Source organism: Brachyspira pilosicoli P43/6/78 (assembly GCF_000325665.1).
Classification (GTDB): Bacteria; Spirochaetota; Brachyspiria; order Brachyspirales; family Brachyspiraceae; genus Brachyspira; species Brachyspira pilosicoli.
This window is the reverse complement of the sequence record NC_019908.1, coordinates 1273956-1290078: the sequence shown is the minus strand read 5'-3', so window position 1 is coordinate 1290078 and position 16123 is coordinate 1273956. Positions and strand designations below refer to the sequence as shown.

General features: G+C 26.5%; 14 protein-coding genes. 4 read left to right on the top strand and 10 right to left on the bottom strand.

Annotated elements, in window-relative coordinates:
• Positions 1-25 precede the first annotated feature (25 nt).
• From BPP43_RS05700 to BPP43_RS12125, 3 genes are read left to right on the top strand one after another with little or no spacing between them, the layout of a single operon-like run.
• A complete protein-coding gene (locus BPP43_RS05700; RefSeq protein WP_013244741.1) occupies positions 26-814 on the top strand; it encodes a Cof-type HAD-IIB family hydrolase in 789 nt (262 codons plus the stop codon).
• Positions 811-1320, top strand: a complete 510-nt coding sequence (locus BPP43_RS12130; protein WP_252832263.1) for an HAD family hydrolase — start codon at positions 811-813, stop codon at positions 1318-1320. Before BPP43_RS05700 ends, BPP43_RS12130 begins: the two co-directional genes overlap by 4 nt.
• Positions 1317-1550 carry an HAD family hydrolase gene (locus BPP43_RS12125; RefSeq protein ID WP_252832262.1) on the top strand — a complete coding sequence of 78 codons (234 nt, stop codon included), beginning with the start codon at positions 1317-1319 and terminating at the stop codon, positions 1548-1550. Before BPP43_RS12130 ends, BPP43_RS12125 begins: the two co-directional genes overlap by 4 nt.
• A 56-nt stretch (positions 1551-1606) precedes the next feature.
• On the opposite strand, the gene BPP43_RS05690 is transcribed toward BPP43_RS12125, so the two are convergent.
• Positions 1607-2995 (bottom strand): HD-GYP domain-containing protein, encoded by a 1389-nt coding sequence (locus BPP43_RS05690; protein ID WP_013244743.1) that lies wholly within the window; start codon positions 2993-2995, stop codon positions 1607-1609.
• A gap of 2 nt (positions 2996-2997) precedes the next feature.
• The gene (locus tag BPP43_RS05685) at positions 2998-3609 is read right to left on the bottom strand and encodes a DUF8513 domain-containing protein (RefSeq protein ID WP_013244744.1); all 612 of its coding nucleotides are present in this window, start codon (positions 3607-3609) and stop codon (positions 2998-3000) included.
• 139 nt (positions 3610-3748) lie between these two features.
• Between BPP43_RS05685 and BPP43_RS05680 the strand changes: the two genes are divergently transcribed.
• The gene (locus tag BPP43_RS05680) at positions 3749-5086 is read left to right on the top strand and encodes a TonB-dependent receptor domain-containing protein (protein WP_014932552.1); all 1338 of its coding nucleotides are present in this window, start codon (positions 3749-3751) and stop codon (positions 5084-5086) included.
• Positions 5087-5107: 21 nt separating this feature from the next.
• Here BPP43_RS05680 and BPP43_RS05675 read toward each other — a convergent pair whose 3' ends face one another.
• From BPP43_RS05675 to pheT, 8 genes are all read right to left on the bottom strand, one after another.
• Positions 5108-5602, bottom strand: a complete 495-nt coding sequence (locus BPP43_RS05675) for a TspO/MBR family protein (RefSeq protein WP_015274427.1) — start codon at positions 5600-5602, stop codon at positions 5108-5110.
• Between the two features lie 94 nt (positions 5603-5696).
• Positions 5697-6695, bottom strand: coding sequence for a squalene/phytoene synthase family protein (locus BPP43_RS05670; protein ID WP_013244747.1), 999 nt, complete (start codon positions 6693-6695; stop codon positions 5697-5699).
• Between the two features lie 10 nt (positions 6696-6705).
• Positions 6706-7179: a 2-C-methyl-D-erythritol 2,4-cyclodiphosphate synthase gene (ispF, locus tag BPP43_RS05665; RefSeq protein ID WP_015274426.1), complete on the bottom strand. Its 474-nt coding sequence runs from the start codon at positions 7177-7179 to the stop codon at positions 6706-6708.
• A 141-nt stretch (positions 7180-7320) separates the two neighbouring features.
• Entirely contained in the window at positions 7321-10518 is a 3198-nt protein-coding gene (locus tag BPP43_RS05660; RefSeq protein ID WP_013244749.1) for an efflux RND transporter permease subunit, read from the bottom strand.
• Between the two features lie 56 nt (positions 10519-10574).
• Positions 10575-12029, bottom strand: a complete 1455-nt coding sequence (locus BPP43_RS05655; RefSeq protein ID WP_015274425.1) for a TolC family protein — start codon at positions 12027-12029, stop codon at positions 10575-10577.
• Between the two features lie 25 nt (positions 12030-12054).
• Positions 12055-12765, bottom strand: coding sequence for a TetR/AcrR family transcriptional regulator (locus tag BPP43_RS05650; RefSeq protein ID WP_013244751.1), 711 nt, complete (start codon positions 12763-12765; stop codon positions 12055-12057).
• 501 nt (positions 12766-13266) lie between these two features.
• The gene (locus tag BPP43_RS05645) at positions 13267-13665 is read right to left on the bottom strand and encodes a phosphoribosyltransferase (RefSeq protein WP_014932559.1); all 399 of its coding nucleotides are present in this window, start codon (positions 13663-13665) and stop codon (positions 13267-13269) included.
• Between the two features lie 20 nt (positions 13666-13685).
• Positions 13686-16109 carry a phenylalanine--tRNA ligase subunit beta gene (gene pheT / locus BPP43_RS05640; RefSeq protein ID WP_015274424.1) on the bottom strand — a complete coding sequence of 808 codons (2424 nt, stop codon included), beginning with the start codon at positions 16107-16109 and terminating at the stop codon, positions 13686-13688.
• Between the last annotated feature and the right edge of the window lie 14 nt (positions 16110-16123).

The window sequence follows — 16123 nt, the reverse complement described above, 5'->3', positions numbered from 1 at the left end:
TTGTTTTTATGGTATTATATAAAACATGCATGATATAAAATTAATAGCCACCGATTTAGATGGCACTCTTCTTAATAATGATAGTGAGATAAGCGATTATAATAGAGATGTGCTTAAACATTGCATTAATAATGGAATAGAGCTTATATTTGCAAGCGGAAGACCTTTTGATGGTCTTAAGAGATATAGTAAATATTTGGATAATAATAATTATTCTATAGTTTGCAATGGTTCTGTTATTACTGATAGTGAAGGAAATATTGTATATAATGAAGTTATTAAAGAGAAAGATGTTTTTTATTTAATGGATATTGCCAAAAGCTATGATGTTTATTTGCATGTTTATAATGGAAATCAATATATAGTTTCTGAAGAAGATATATATTTCAAAAATTATGCTCAAAAAGAAAATATTACTGACGTTGTTATAGGGTTTGATTCTATTGATAATTATAATTTTAGTAAGATGTTATTTATTGGAGAGAATGATGTGCTTTCTAATCTTGAGACTTATATAAGAGATAATCTTGATGTTCACACTTCATTTTCTCACCCTAATTTTTTAGAGGTTTTAGCTTCTGGCATCAATAAGGGCAGTGCTTTAAAGTGGTTATGTGATAAGAAGGGTATTGACAGAAAAAATGTAATAGCTTTTGGTGATAATTATAATGATATAGAAATGATTGAGTTTGCGGGTGTTGGCGTTGCTATGGAGAATGGTGAAGATATATTAAAACAAAGAGCGGACTATATTGCTTTAACTAATGAAGATGATGGATTAGGTAAGTTTTTAAAAGGATTATTTAATTTATGAATAACAATATAAAATTAATAGCTAGTGATTTAGATGGCACACTTCTTAATGATAATAGTGAAATAAGTGATTATAATAAAACCATTTTAAAAAAACTTATGGAAAAAGGTATTGATATTGTAATTGCTACAGGAAGACCTATTTCTTCTATGGATTTTTATTATGAGGAATTACAAAATAATGGTGAATCTATAGTATTTAATGGGGCTATGGTTGTTGATAAGAATTTTAATTGCATTTTTACAAATCCTCTAAAAAGAGAAATAGCCAAAGAAATAATAAATCTATATAAAGAAAAATATATAAATGATACTTCATTAAATATTTATTCTATACAAAAATATATAGTTGCCAAAGATAATTTTAAAATTCAAACTCATACTGAAAAAGTTGATAAAAAAAATAAAATAGTTGGATTAGAAAATTTTAATGATGATATTGAAGCACAAAAGATAATTATACTTGGAGAAAATGATATACTTTTAGATGTAAAAAAAGAATATTGATAATTTATTTACAGTTCATACTTCTTTTTTCAAATCCAAATTTTTTAGAGATACTTTCAGCAGATGCAAATAAGGCAAATGCTTTAAAGTGGTTATGTGATAAGAAAGGTATTAGCAGAGATAGTGTAATGGCTTTTGGTGATAATTATAATGATATAGAGATGATTGAGTTTGCAGGTGTTGGTGTTGCTATGGGAAATGCCGAAAGCAATGTAGAAAAAAAATGCTAAATATACCACAGTTAGTAATAATGATAATGGCGTTGGAGTATTTTTAAAAGAGTTTTTTAATTTGTAGTAATATTTAATTTTATTTCATAAGTTTCAGATAAATAATTAATAAACAAATCTAAAATAATAGGGTCTAATTTTATTTCATCTGCCATTAATTTATCTTTTATATATATTATTACATCTTCTATATTTTCTTTTTTTCTTGAGTTCATAAATAATAATACATCAAATATGTCTATTATTTCTAATATTTTTGAAGGCACATAGGCATATACTTCGCCTTTTATAAAATCTTCCGCTTCAAATGATAATATATTGTCTGGATATTTGTTATTTAAAAATTGTTTTATAAGATTATTTTTTGAATATCCATAATAGTCATGATGAAGTCCTACTAATAAAGAAACATCATCTTGAAAGTTCAAAGTTTTCTTTATAAAGTTATATCCTTTTAATGCATGCAAGTCTTGATTGTTGTCTGTATCTTTTAGAAAGTTATTCATAGGTACAGAATCAAATATTTTTAATAAGCCTATATCATGATATAATGCACCTATAGAAAAATTAATAATTTCAGTGGTGCTAAATTTTCTTATTCCAAATTTAAATACTCTTTCTAAATTATCTATTGGTATATCATTTTCAAAATGTGATATAATTTTTTTGTATTTATCTATATACTTATTCTTATATTCTAACCTTAATTTGTTTCCTAATCTATTTTTAAACTCTTTGTTGTAATAAAGCATAAACTCTATCATCATCAATGAAACTCTGTTGCTATGTGATATCATATTAATATCTTGAAAATCATGATTATCAAAAATATAATTAAAAATATTATTATGCTCTAAATAAGAAACTATACTGCTCATTATATGATATATATACATGTCTTTTTTATCTACTTTGTTGCCTATAATCATAGATTTTTTTATAGCTTGTATATATTTAATAAAATCAGTTCTTATTAATATTCCTATATCACTTAATATTCTATCTATTAAATACAATGTATCTATATTTATCTTTTTTGTAGATTTAAATATTGATTTTAATTTATCAACATTTGGTTCTAAAAATAAAAAGCGTTCTTCAGATTTTTCTTTACATATTTTTTTTAAAGTTTCATTGTTTTCGTCTTTAAGTTTATTAGAATATGGTATGCAGTTTAAATAAATACGGTAAAAATATTCAGCTTCATTAAATTTTTCTTTATTAGACACTTCCTTTTCATCTAATAATACACTAGTGAAAAATTTAGAATTTTTTAATAAAGCATTATTATTTTTTATTTCATCTATAAATATATCAATAGCCTTGCCTTCAAAATAAGTAACTATACCATTCATATTTTGACATTTTATAGTAATATCATCATTATATATTTTGGTTTTAGATTTAATTATGGTTTCAAATTCTGTTTCATAATATTTATCCATACTTATTCCATCATATTTAAGATTTCTTCTATATGCTTTAATTGTCTGTCAGCAGTTTTATTATAATCTATTTCTCCAAGAGCTATTTTATATGCTTTATCTATTAAATTATCCATTTCTAGTTTTGATTTATTTTTCATTACTTTTTCAGCTAAATCTTTAGTAACTATCCATCTTTCTTTGGCTAAATTATAAAAATAAACAGCATATTCAAAACTCTTTTTTATATCTTCATCAAATTGTGAATTATAAAAATAATAGTTTTGTTTATCATAAAGACCTGCTAAATATATATAATTTTGAGTGATAAGATAATTAAATTGCATATGCATAAGGTCTTTATATTTAGTATATGCTTCTTCTGTTTCTATTATTGTTAATGCTCTGTTTACAAAATCAAAAGGTGCATTTAATGCTCTTTCTAAATAATCCACATTTCTAAGCAAATCATATTCAGCATAATATGAAGGAAGTGAATAGAGTCTATAATAATCTTCAGCATAAACTATATAACCATAATCTTTTTTTTCTATTATAGTAGATTGTTTCATATCTATTTTAGGATATAGATTGCTGATAGATAAAATTATAAATAATATAATTAATTTTTTCATACTTCTTATTATAAGATATCGGTATAAAAAAACAATTCTTTATTATAATTAATATTTTGATTTATTTTATTATTGTTCTATTTTTTTGTTATATATAATTACAGTTGATAAATTTTGGTAGTTTTTGTAATATTGATATATGAAAAGATTTTTATTATTGTTATTAATTATAATTAATGTTTTTTCTTATGATTTATTTTCATACATAGAAGAGAATACTGATAATATAGAAGATGGCACTAATTTTGAAAATATAGAAGAAAACACTAATAATTTTTTTGATAGTTATTTAATTATTAGAAAAAATGATATTAAATCTTCTAAATCTAAGAACTTAGCAGAAATTATAAAAGAGTTTAGCAACATTAACATAAAAAATAAAAAAGTATATTCCCAATCCACATTTATAATTAATGGGAAAAGATTAAATGATGAAGAGAAGAAGATATATTTATTTTTGTATGATAAAAATAATATAGATTCTATTGATATAAGATATAATATTTATGATGGTAATATAGTTTATAATATAGTTACTTCTAGATATTCTCAGGGTGAAGAGCTGATTTATAAAAATATATTAGAAGGTGTTTCTTTAGAGCTTACAAATCAAAAAATAACTTATAAAAAAATAGAAACTAATTCAAGTAAAACCTATGGTAATTTAAATGTATTGAATTATAAAATAAAAAAAGATGATAATTCACTTAATTTTAAATTGGATACATCTGGAGAAGAGAAGGGGTTTACTGGCAGAAAGAGTAAAAATGCAGATTTAAGAACCTATTTAAAAAGTGATGTGAGTTTTAATTTAAAGCCTATTGATGAGATAAGTTTTACAGGTAAATATTTTTTAGATTTACAAACGGATATTGGTTTATTAGGGAAAAATGAAACTAATAATATAAAAAATCAAAATATATATCAAGGCGGAACTTTAGGAATAAAATTGCAGCCTATAAGTTTTATAGTGATAGAAAGCATGTATTTTGTAACAAGTAAAAAGGATACTTTAACTATTACAAATAATCGTTATCTAATGGCTCAAGGAAATAAAACAACTATTACTTTTAATATACCATTGGCTTCTATTAACTCTAGTATTAGAGTAAAAGGTAATTACTCTTATCTTTCTGGAGAGAATACATATAATTTGAGTGTCAATAATAATTCGCTTCCAGGTCTTCCAAAGCATCAATTTAATACTTCTGTAGAATATGTTTATGGCATTAATTTAAATTATGAATATGCTTTAATGTTTAATGTTCAGTATATAGGAGATGATTATAATAATACTACCAAAAGCGATTCTGATAAATCTTATACAACTTTTGATTTAATATCTTCTTTTAATTATAAAAAGACACTTTCTTTAAAATGCGGAGTAAAAAATATTCTAGATATAAAATATGAAACTATAAAGGGCTATCCTATATCAAGCAGAGAGTATTTTGCAAATATTTCATTTATTTTTTAACCCTTTATAGTTTTCTGTTATTCAATTAAATATTAATACATGGAGAGTTAAATAGCTTGCAAATAAGCACCATAAAATATAAGGTATTAATATATAACTTGCTGCTTTTGATATAGTTTTGAATTTCATTATTGTAATTATAATAAGTATATCTAAAATTATTATTTCTATAAAACCAAACAATGGACTTTTTAATCCAAAGAATATATAAGTCCAAAACAAATTTAAAATAAACTGAATAATAAAAAGAAATATATAATTTTTAATATTTTTCTTTATTTCTAAATCTTGTTCATCTATGTATTTATTTATTATAATAGCTATTGAAATACCCATTAATAGATATAATATACTCCAAGCTATAGGAAATATTATATTTGGCGGATTTAGAGGAGACCTATTTAGAGAATTATACCATGAGAAATTATCTGCTTTTACAGATATTCCAGCTAAATATCCCATAAACAAACAAATAGCAATACTTATAATAGGAATTATAAAGTATCTTTTTTTCATTTTATACTCCTTATAATTATTTTATATTATAATTATAACAAAAATATAAAAATTTCAAAAGAATTATAATTCATATATTGGTAATTTTAGTTTATTATTTATCTTCCTTTGATGCTTTATTATCTTTTTCAGATAAATATGTTTCTAGTAAATCTTCTAATTTTTTATTTGTATAATAGTTTGCTTTTGCTTTAGCAACAATATCCATAGTTTCTTTTTTTGCTATTTTAATAGGTTCGCCAGAGAAAACATTATAATTATTATACATTGTCTTTAGAGTTTTATATGCCATTAATGCTGCTATCAAACAAAAATGCCTATATCCTACAGCTTTTTTTTCTATTTCCATTATATATTTTATAGTATCTTCAAAATCATCCATAGCATTATCAACCATTTTGTTAAGAATCTCTATAGCTTTATCTTTATAAGTTTCTTCTTGAAAATATGATGCTATATTATCATCATTAAATAGATTTTTAGGCCAGAATATTCTATTTTCTTTAAAATCATTTCTTACATCTTTAATAATATTTACTTTTTGAAGAAATCTTCCAAACTTTTTTGCTTTTTCTTTGTCAAGCGATAAATTATCCAAAGCCCTAGTAAGTTCAGTTAAATATACTCCCACAGTACCAGCAACATAATAACAATAATCATTTAAATCTTCAAAATTATTTATACTATGGTCTTGATAATATATCATTCCATAGCCCATTTCATTTAAATACGATATAGACATATTTTTTATATGAGAATCAAAACCAAAAAATGTTTTTAACACCAAATCTATATTTTCTATCAATATTTTATCATTATCATTTATTGTTTTTTCTAATACTATATATTTAAAATTATCAAGGTTTTTAATATTTTCTAAACTTGAAGATTTTAATATATTTATAAATCCTGTTATTAGCGTTTCTTTATCATTAGTGTTATGCATAGAATCTTCTATAGTATCTATAATTCTTGCTAATAAATACTGTACTTCTACTTTAGATTTTTTATTTTTGTCTAATAGGGGTATAGTTAAAGCAAAGCTTCTAGATACCAAGTCAAGTAAATATTTGTTTGTAATTTTTGTTCCCATGTTTTTTCTCTTATATTTTTTCTAATAATGTTACGCAATGTACAGCTACAGCTTTGCCTTCGCCAACAGCGTCCATTTTTTCATTTGTTTTAGCTTTAATAGAAATATTATCTATACTAGTATTAAGAGCCTTTGATAGGTTTTCTCTCATTACATCTATAAAGTCTCTCATTTTAGGTTTTTCTATAATTATAGTAATATCAGTATTTGATAGAGTATAATTTTTTTCTTTCATGATAGATATTGTTTGTTTTAATAGTTCCATAGAAGATATATCTTTATACTTTTCATCATTATCTGGAAAATGACTTCCTATATCTCCTAAAGCTAATGCTCCAAATATAGAATCTATTAAAGCATGTACTACAGCATCAGCATCTGAATGACCTTTTAATCCTAAATGATATGGTATTTCTATTCCTGCTAAAATTAATTTGCGATTCTCCTGAAATACATGCGAATCATATCCATATCCTATTCTCATTGTTTTTCCTAAAAATAAATGTTTATAAAATTATATATAAAATTTTATAAATTGTCAAAATAATATATTTACTGTTAAATAAAAAATAAGCCATTATTTTAATATAACGGCTTATTTAATGTAAGAAAAATATGAAAAAGTTTATTTGCCTGTGCTAGTTATGATAGTAGTCATATCCTCATTTCTGTTTATAGGTTCAGGTATCTTGATTAATCTTAAGTCAAACATTACCATGAACATACAAGGCAAGAATATGAGTGTAAGAAGAGAAGCAAATAAAAGTCCATAAGCTAATGCCATAACTATAGGAATAATAATATCAGCTCTTCCTCCTATACCATAAACAGTAGGTAAAAGTCCAACTACAGTAGTAACAGTAGTTAAAAATACCGGACGAAGACGCTGCTTAGCTCCTTCAACAATAGCTTTAGCAACTCCTTTTTTACCGCCCTCAACACCTTCATCAATAATTTTGTTAATTAAGTCAACAAGTATAATACCATTGTTTACAACAACACCAGCCAAACCAATAATACCTACAACACCCATGAATGATAAAGGCATTTTGTGAATAGCAAATCCAAGAAGTACACCAATCAAACCAAATGGAATAATTATCATTATCATGATAGGCTGTATAAATCTGTTTAACTGAAGTAGTAATACAATATATACAAATATAAATGCCATAGCAAAACTGAAAGCTAACTGTTTTAATGCTTTTACAGTTTCTTTAGCCTCACCGCCAAACTCTAATTTTAATCCTCTATAGTTTTTTGAGAAATCTTTATATTTTTCTCTAACAGCATTCATAACCTGCTGAGAAGTATTTTTACCATATTCTATACCAGCTGTAATTGTTATAGTTCTTTCACCGTTATAGTGTTTCAAAGTAGCAAGTCCGTCTGCTTTTTCTATAGTAGCTAAGTTTTTAAGATAAATTAATCTTCCAGTAGAGTTTGGTATTAATAAGTTTTCTAGATATTTTGTATCATAAGTATATTTATCATCAAATTGTACTCTAAAGTTTAATTTATTTTCAAGCTCTTGTATGTATGTAGCTTCAGTACCATAATATGCAGTTCTCACTTCATTAGCAACACCGGCAACATTTACACCAAGTTCAGCTATCTTGTCATAATCAAACATAACTCTCAATTCTTCTTTACCAACTTTATCATCATCATCAATATCTATAACACCAGGTATAGTAGCTAAATATGATTTTATATCTTCTTTAGCCTTTTTAGCAAGCTCAGTATCATTACCTACTATCCTAATGTCTACAGGGTCTCCAGGGTCAACACTTCCTTTTGTATTCATAGTAAATACAGGAACAGTTTGTCTTATATCTGTCTTATCTATTTCCTGATTTATTAAAGCAACAAGCTCATCAGCAGTTCTATCTCTTTCTGCAGCAGGAACTAAATAAACCATAATACCAGCTAAACTTCCTTTCTCTTCAGAAACAACCTCTTGGTCAACTTGCTTACCAACAAGAGAGTATAAAGCAACAAGCTCTTCTGGTTTTACTACCCTTGATACAGCATCTTCTATTTTAGCTATGCTTTCTGTTGTAACTTCTTTTGTAGTACCAGTAGGCATTTCTATGTTAATTACTATAGTGTCAGCACTAGTATCATAAATAAGTACGAAGTTTTTGAAGCTGTTTTGTGCTAAGAATATAGAAGCTATAAACATAACTACAAAGAAACCTATTACTATATATCTTACTTTTATTAGTTTTTCTAATGCAGCACCGAAAGGTATTTTCATTTTATCAAATAAAGCATCTTTGTCGAAATCGAGAGGGTTTTTGAAATTAAATCTTTTCTTTTTAGGTTTGTATGATTTGTATTTATCTTCTTTATCTTGTAATTGGTTAGGTAAGAGTAAAGTAGCCTGAAGCATACTAACAACAAGAGTAAATATTACTATTTTTGGGAATATATTTAATATTTTACCCATTATACCGCTTATTGTAAGCATAGGGAAGAATGCTGCAACAGTTGTAAGTGTTGAAGCAAGCATCGGCATTACAACATCGCTTACAGCAAGTCTTGTAGCTTCAAGTCCTTTATAACCAGCCTGCTTAAAGTTAAATATATTTTCTGATACTACTATTGAGTTATCTACTATCATACCAAGTACAGTAATAATAGCAGCTAATGACATAGTATTAAATGTAATTCCTGTTACTTGCATGTATATAAAACAAGCAAACATCGTTATTAACATACCCAAGCTTGTAAACATCGCACTCTTGAAATCTAAGAATATAATCAAAGTTATAAATATGATTATAAATCCTTGAATAAGGTTTGAAGTTACAATACTTAAAAGTGAATTTATAGTTCTTGATTTATCGCCCATTACAGATACTTGAATATTATCTGGTATTAAATCAGCATTTTCTTTTAAATATTTGTTTACAGTTTCAATAGTTTTAAGAATATCAGCATTTTCGTTTTTAACTATATCTAAAGAATAACCAGAAGCTCTATTTACTCTCATCAAAGTAGTTTTTTCTTCGAAGCCTTCTTCTATACGAGCTATATCATTTACTCTTACTCTTTGACCATTAAATGTAGAACGTATTATAACATTGCTTGCTTCTGTTGGAGTTTGAAATTCACCGAAAGTAACAACAGTTTGTTCTTTACCAGCAGATTCCATATCACCGCCAGTAGCTCTTACGTTTCTTATGCTAAGAGCATTAACTACATCGCTTAAAGATATATAATTTTCCTGCATTTTTACAGGGTCTACATATACTTTAACTTCAGGGTCAGTTCTTCCGTTTATTCTTACCTCAGACACACCATCAAGTCTTACAAGCTCATTTTCTAGTCTTTGGCTTACATCAAATAATTCTCTCTCATTGCCTTCCATTCCCTCTTTAAAGTGTACAGCTAATGTGTATATAGACATCTTATTAGGGTTTAAGTCATAAGTTGTAACTTCTTCTACATCTGTAGATAAGTCAGGAACGTTTTGCATTTGTCTGAATATTTCATCTTTTATTGGCTGTCTGTTTGGTATAGTTTCATCTAGCTTTACTATAATAATCGCTGCATTTTCAATAATGGTTGTATTGTATTCATCTATACCAGATATACCCTGTAACTGTTCTTCTATTGGTATAACAGCATTTTGCTCTACGTCAAGCGGAGTAGCACCTGGATATATTACCGATACTAACATCATATCTAAATCTGTAGATGGAATGGATTCTTTTTGTAAATTGAAGTAGTAATATCCTCCAACAGATAATATTGCAATTACTATTATATTAACAAGCATAGTTTTCTTGGCAAAAAATACTATAATTCTTTCCATATATTAGTCACTCTCCTTGATATTAACTTCTATTGTTTTTCATTAAAATACTTTTATTAGTAGTCCATAGCAAGTAATGCTCTATAATCAAATATTGTTGTAATAAACTCATATTGTAAGTTTAAGAGTTCTGTTTGCGTTGCTACTAAGTCTAATCTTGAAGTAAGTAAATCATCTATTTCTAAACGTCCTTGGTCAAGTTTTTGAAGCTGAGTTGCTATTCTTGAGTTTATTGCTCTTATTTGTGTTCTTTTACTGTTCATTAAATTTTTATATGTTTCAAATTTATAAATATATCCTTGAAGCTGTGTGTTATAATCTTTTTCAAGCATATCATATTGAGCTATTATTCCGTATAATGAGTTTTCAGCCATTTTGTATTGTGCTTCATTAGCTCTGTTACCAAGAGGGTAGGAGAATTGTACTCCTGCAAAAAAGTCAACATTAGTCATACTTCCAAATGAATTAAAATAACCAGAAGTATTAGGGCTTACTCCATTTAAACTCACGCTTCCTACTATATCTAAATTAGGTAATGTACCATTTTTCATTGCAGATAAAGCATATTCTGCTCTAATCTTTGATTGATATGCAATCTGTCCATTAACGCTATCAGCAAAAGCAACAGCCTCCATAGTCATATTGCTTCCCAAATCCAAATAAGAATCCCAAGTTGTGTGGTCTGGTTTAAGATTAGTTACAGGGAAGAAGAAACTTATAGTTGTGAGCAATGTGTCTAAAGCGATTTTATTTTGTGCATAATAGTCGCTATAAACTAAAGTTTGTGTTCTAGCATTTTGATAAGAGTCATTATCTATAAGTCCATTATTGTATCTGTCTCTCATTTGGTTTTCAAATCTTTTTGCTGTAATGTACATGTTTCTATAATATTCCAATAGCTTTTCATACATTATCCATTGATAATACAATTTTTGATAAGCTACTAAAACACTAGCATCATCTAATTTTCTTTGAAGTTTTGCTATATTTAATGCATATTCAGCATCTTTTATTGGGTATCTATCTAATGCCCCAAAGAAGTTTCTTAAAAGAGGCTGAGTTACTTCTAATGTTAATGATGGCTGATAATTTTGAAACTTTGTTTTTGTACCATCAGGTGAAACTAAATCTCCTGTGAGAAAAGAGTTGTGTGTTAAATTAACAGACCATTTTGTGCCTGTATATGGTATTAAACTTCCAAGTCCAATTCCAGCTTGAATGCCTGTAGCACCAATAGAAGGATTTAAAGTTGGGTCGGTATATCCTGATGATAAGCTTCCATATTTACCAACTGCTCCAAGTTGTGCAGATAGGTTAACATCGCCGCTTGATTTTGCACTAAGTAAATTCATTTCAGCATTTGTTTCTGTTACGGCATTTATTTTTAGTTCAGGTATTAAATCTCTAATATTTTCCATATATTGAGCGTAACTTAATGTATTAGTAGTTTGAGCGTATACCAAGTTTATACTAAAAAATATTGATAATAACACAATAATGTTTTTTCTCATTTATGCTCCTTTAAATAATCAAAACTTAAGTTCTAAAACCATATTTGTATACATTTTTACTTCCAAGTAAAAGTAGCAATGTTTTATATAATGTATCAATTAAACCATCTAAATTAACTTCTAAATTTTTATTCTTTCTTTTTTCCTCCCTATAGTAATAAAGCTTTCTGTCTAAGTTATAATACTTGTTTAATATTAATTCATTACCAATCCCGCCAACGGCAACTATCATCTGCATGTAAATGTCATGTGCATTAAGTACAGGAGTAAAATATTTTTCATCTATTTTTTGATCTATAAATATTAATAATTCACCAAACCAATAATTTAATATAATGTCTTTATTGATATTATCTTTTAATATTTTCAATCTCTCCATATTGTTGAAAAACATAGGCTGCAATTCAAACATTATTTTTCCAAATTCTTTTGCCGTTATGAAGAAAAACTTTCTAAAAGCATTGAATAATTCAAATATAGCCTTTTCAGGGTCATTACTATATTTATCTAACAATTCTTTTGGTTTTACAGGTACAGTAATAGTATTAAGTAAAGCCACAACAATTTCATCTATATTTGAATAATACTTGTAAACACCTCCTTGACTTAAACCCGACTCATTAACAATATCTTTCATTGTAACGCTATAAGCAGGTTTTCTTTGAAAAACTCTCATAGCTGCATTTAATATTATTTTCCTCTTGTTTTCAAAATATTCTTCATCTACTTTTGGCATTTTGGTTTTTTTGTGTTCACCTCATTAAATATAGTTAATAAAAACGACATACATGTCATTTTTATTCGGAAACTAATATTAATACAATTAAAAATAATGTCAATAGCCGAAAATAAAAAAATAGTTATTTATTTTATCTTTACATATGTTTTATTATAAAAATGATGTTTTTAGTATTTAGAAATATTTTTGTTTTTTATTAGCATCATAGAATATATTAGTTTATTTGTTGTTGATTTTTGTGTTTTTAATAATTTTTATTTGTGGTGTAGGATATATAGTATTTTATATAAGCAGTTAATTTATATAATATTTAAAAACTTTTCAAATAAAAAATATAAGAATATTTTATTTTATAATTTGAATAACAAAATTAATATTTATCTTATTATAATATAAAATTTATATTATACGAAAATAAAAAAATAAAGCATTATTATTTAAATAATGCTTAATATATTTTATTTTTATAAAAGTGTAATTTAATATTATATAAAATTTTTATTTACTAGATGATTTTGTCTCCCAAGGAAATAATAGCCAATCATCATGATTTATACTTCTATATATATATTTTGGTCTTATTTTGCTAGTATGCTCTCTAATAAATAAAGTAGCTATATCAAATTTCTGATCATCAAAATATTTTAAAGTTTCACCTGTATCAGAGATATCATCTACAATTAAAACAGACTTATCTTTTACCTTTAATCTCCACACCTCTTCCATATTAAGAACCATAGGCACTTTTAATCTATGAGAAAGCATAACAGCAGGAACTAATCCTCCGCGTGCAAGTCCATAAATTACTTCATATTTTATTTTTGAATCTTCTATTTGTTTAGCTAAAATCTCAATAGCCTCATCAATATTTTCCCAAGATATAACATCATATTTCATTGTAAATAAATCCCCCACTTTTATGAACGTAATTCTATACTAAATCTTGTTTTGAGCATTTCAAGTAAAGAACTCTCTACAGCATTAATATCTTCTTCTCTCAAAGTTTTATTAGGGTCATAATAAGTTATAGATATTGCTATAGATTGTTTTCCTTCTTTTACCTGCTCTCCAACATATCTGTCTACCACATCAACATTTTGTATAATATCATTAAACTTAGAAATAGATTTTATTACCTTGCTAAACTCAATATTTCTATCGCAAACTAATGCCAAGTCTCTAAATACAGCAGGGTATTTACCTATGTCTTTTAACTGCTGTTTTTTTACTCTTTTTTTGATAAGCTCAACAGCATATCTTATATTAATATCAGTAAAATAAACATCAGTATTAATATCAAATAGAGCTAATATTTTAGGGTGGATTCTTCCAATAATACCTATTTTTTCACCAAATATCACTATATCAGCAGACATAGTAGGTATAAACCAATCATGTTCTTTAGGTATAAGGTTATAATCAGTGCTATTTAAATCTTTTGTAATAAGCTCTTCTACAACACCGCTCATATCAAAGAAGTCATAAGCTCTTGATTCTTTATTCCATAATTTTTCTTGATAAAGCCCAAACATTACAGCAGATAAATGCTTCTCTTCTACAAACTTGTCATTTTCTTTATAGAATATGTTTCCAACTTCAAATAAAGCACCATTTTTATGTCTATGATTTTGATTGTAAGCAATACTATTAAGAAGAGAAACCAATGTAGTAGGTCTTAAAACGTCCATTTCACTTGTTAGAGGGTTTACAACACTAATTAATTGTTCATCTTTAAAACCTATATTTTTAAACATTTTGCTGTCGCCAAGAGAATACTGCTTAGTTTCATAAAGTCCATAAGAAGCCATTCTATGCTTAACAAAACTTATATCAGCATAATCTGTTTTAATAGGGTTGCATTTTATATGAGGCACATTAGAATCAAGATTATTATATCCGTAAACACGTGCTATCTCTTCTATAAGGTCTTCTGCTATTGTAAGGTCATGTCTATAAAAAGGTATATCTACTTTCAAGTTATTCTCACCCAAAGCAGATGCATTAAAGCCGTATCTTTTAAATATTGAAGATACTTGCATTTTATTCATATCAAGACCTAAATATCTTTTTACAAGTCCGCAGTCAAATACTATTCTTGTAGCTTCAAATTGTTTTACATTTACTTCTTTAGCTCTTGATACTATTTTAGCATTATTATCTAATGTTACTATTAAATCTACTGCTCTGTTTAATGCTGCTAAAGTAAGAGTGTGGTCAATTTCTCTTTCAAATCTATATGAAGCATCAGTTTTTGTATTAGTAGCTATAGTAGATTTTTTTACAGCAATATGGTCAAAATATGCACTTTCTATTAATATGTTTTTAGTAGTATCTTCTATTTTAGTGCTGTCTCCGCCCATAACGCCAGCTACACCTATAGGTTTTTCACTGTCAGCAATAACTAAAACTTCATCTGTAAGATTAATTTCTCTGCCGTCTAAAAGAGTAATTTTTTCATCATTTTTGGCATTTCTTACTATAATTTTTCCGTCTTTTACTTTATCAAAGTCATAAGCATGAAGAGGCTGACCATATTCAAGCATAACATAATTTGTAATATCTACTATATTATTAATAGGGTTAATACCGCATTTTTTAAGTCTGTTTTGCATCCAATCTGGAGAAGGTCCTACTGTTATATTGTTTATAAGTCTTCCAACATATTTATAGCAAGATTCCTGATTTTCTACTGTAATATCAATATTTCCGCCTGTAGAATCATATGTATTTACAGAAGGTATGCTTACTCTTTTTTCTAATACTAAAGAACATTCACGAGCAAAACCTATAATACTAACCAAATCACCTCTGTTTGCTGTAATTTCTACATTAAATATATGGTCTGTAGAACCTACAATTGTTGAAAGAGAGTTTCCTAAAATACTGTCTTTATCTTCTATATTTAATTTGTCTATATGTTCATCTAATATCCAAATACCGTAAACGCCTTCAATTTCTTCATATCCTAATTCTGTTCTAGAACAAAGCATTCCGCTGCTTTCAAAACCTCTTATAGAAGCTTTTTTTATAGTAAGTCCATTAGGAAGTTTAGCTCCTATCATAGCAACAGGAACATATATATTTTCTCTTACATTAGGAGCACCGCATACTATAGAAAGTACATCGTCCCCAACATTCACTTTACATACGCTTAATTTGTCAGCATCTGGGTGTTTGTGTACAGTTAAAACTTTACCTATTATAACACCAGGTATATCTCCGCCGGTAGTCTCTATAGAAGAAATCTCGCTTCCAGAAAGAGTGATGTTTCTAGCAATCTCTTCCACCTCTAAACCATCTAAATTAACAAATTCTTTTAACCAACTCAAAGGAATTCTCATAATTATAATAACCT

Excerpts from the sequence above, each read along its gene's own strand:
- BPP43_RS05700 (WP_013244741.1), top strand. The coding sequence starts at position 26 with ATGCATGATATAAAATTAATAGCCACCGATTTAGATGGCACTCTTCTT.
- BPP43_RS12130 (WP_252832263.1), top strand. The coding sequence starts at position 811 with ATGAATAACAATATAAAATTAATAGCTAGTGATTTAGATGGCACACTT.
- BPP43_RS05690 (WP_013244743.1), bottom strand. The coding sequence starts at position 2,995 with ATGGATAAATATTATGAAACAGAATTTGAAACCATAATTAAATCTAAA.
- BPP43_RS05685 (WP_013244744.1), bottom strand. The coding sequence starts at position 3,609 with ATGAAAAAATTAATTATATTATTTATAATTTTATCTATCAGCAATCTA.
- BPP43_RS05680 (WP_014932552.1), top strand. The coding sequence starts at position 3,749 with ATGAAAAGATTTTTATTATTGTTATTAATTATAATTAATGTTTTTTCT.
- BPP43_RS05675 (WP_015274427.1), bottom strand. The coding sequence starts at position 5,602 with ATGAAAAAAAGATACTTTATAATTCCTATTATAAGTATTGCTATTTGT.
- BPP43_RS05670 (WP_013244747.1), bottom strand. The coding sequence starts at position 6,695 with ATGGGAACAAAAATTACAAACAAATATTTACTTGACTTGGTATCTAGA.
- ispF (WP_015274426.1), bottom strand. The coding sequence starts at position 7,179 with ATGAGAATAGGATATGGATATGATTCGCATGTATTTCAGGAGAATCGC.
- BPP43_RS05660 (WP_013244749.1), bottom strand. The coding sequence starts at position 10,518 with ATGGAAAGAATTATAGTATTTTTTGCCAAGAAAACTATGCTTGTTAAT.
- BPP43_RS05655 (WP_015274425.1), bottom strand. The coding sequence starts at position 12,029 with ATGAGAAAAAACATTATTGTGTTATTATCAATATTTTTTAGTATAAAC.
- BPP43_RS05650 (WP_013244751.1), bottom strand. The coding sequence starts at position 12,765 with ATGCCAAAAGTAGATGAAGAATATTTTGAAAACAAGAGGAAAATAATA.
- BPP43_RS05645 (WP_014932559.1), bottom strand. The coding sequence starts at position 13,665 with ATGAAATATGATGTTATATCTTGGGAAAATATTGATGAGGCTATTGAG.
- pheT (WP_015274424.1), bottom strand. The coding sequence starts at position 16,109 with ATGAGAATTCCTTTGAGTTGGTTAAAAGAATTTGTTAATTTAGATGGT.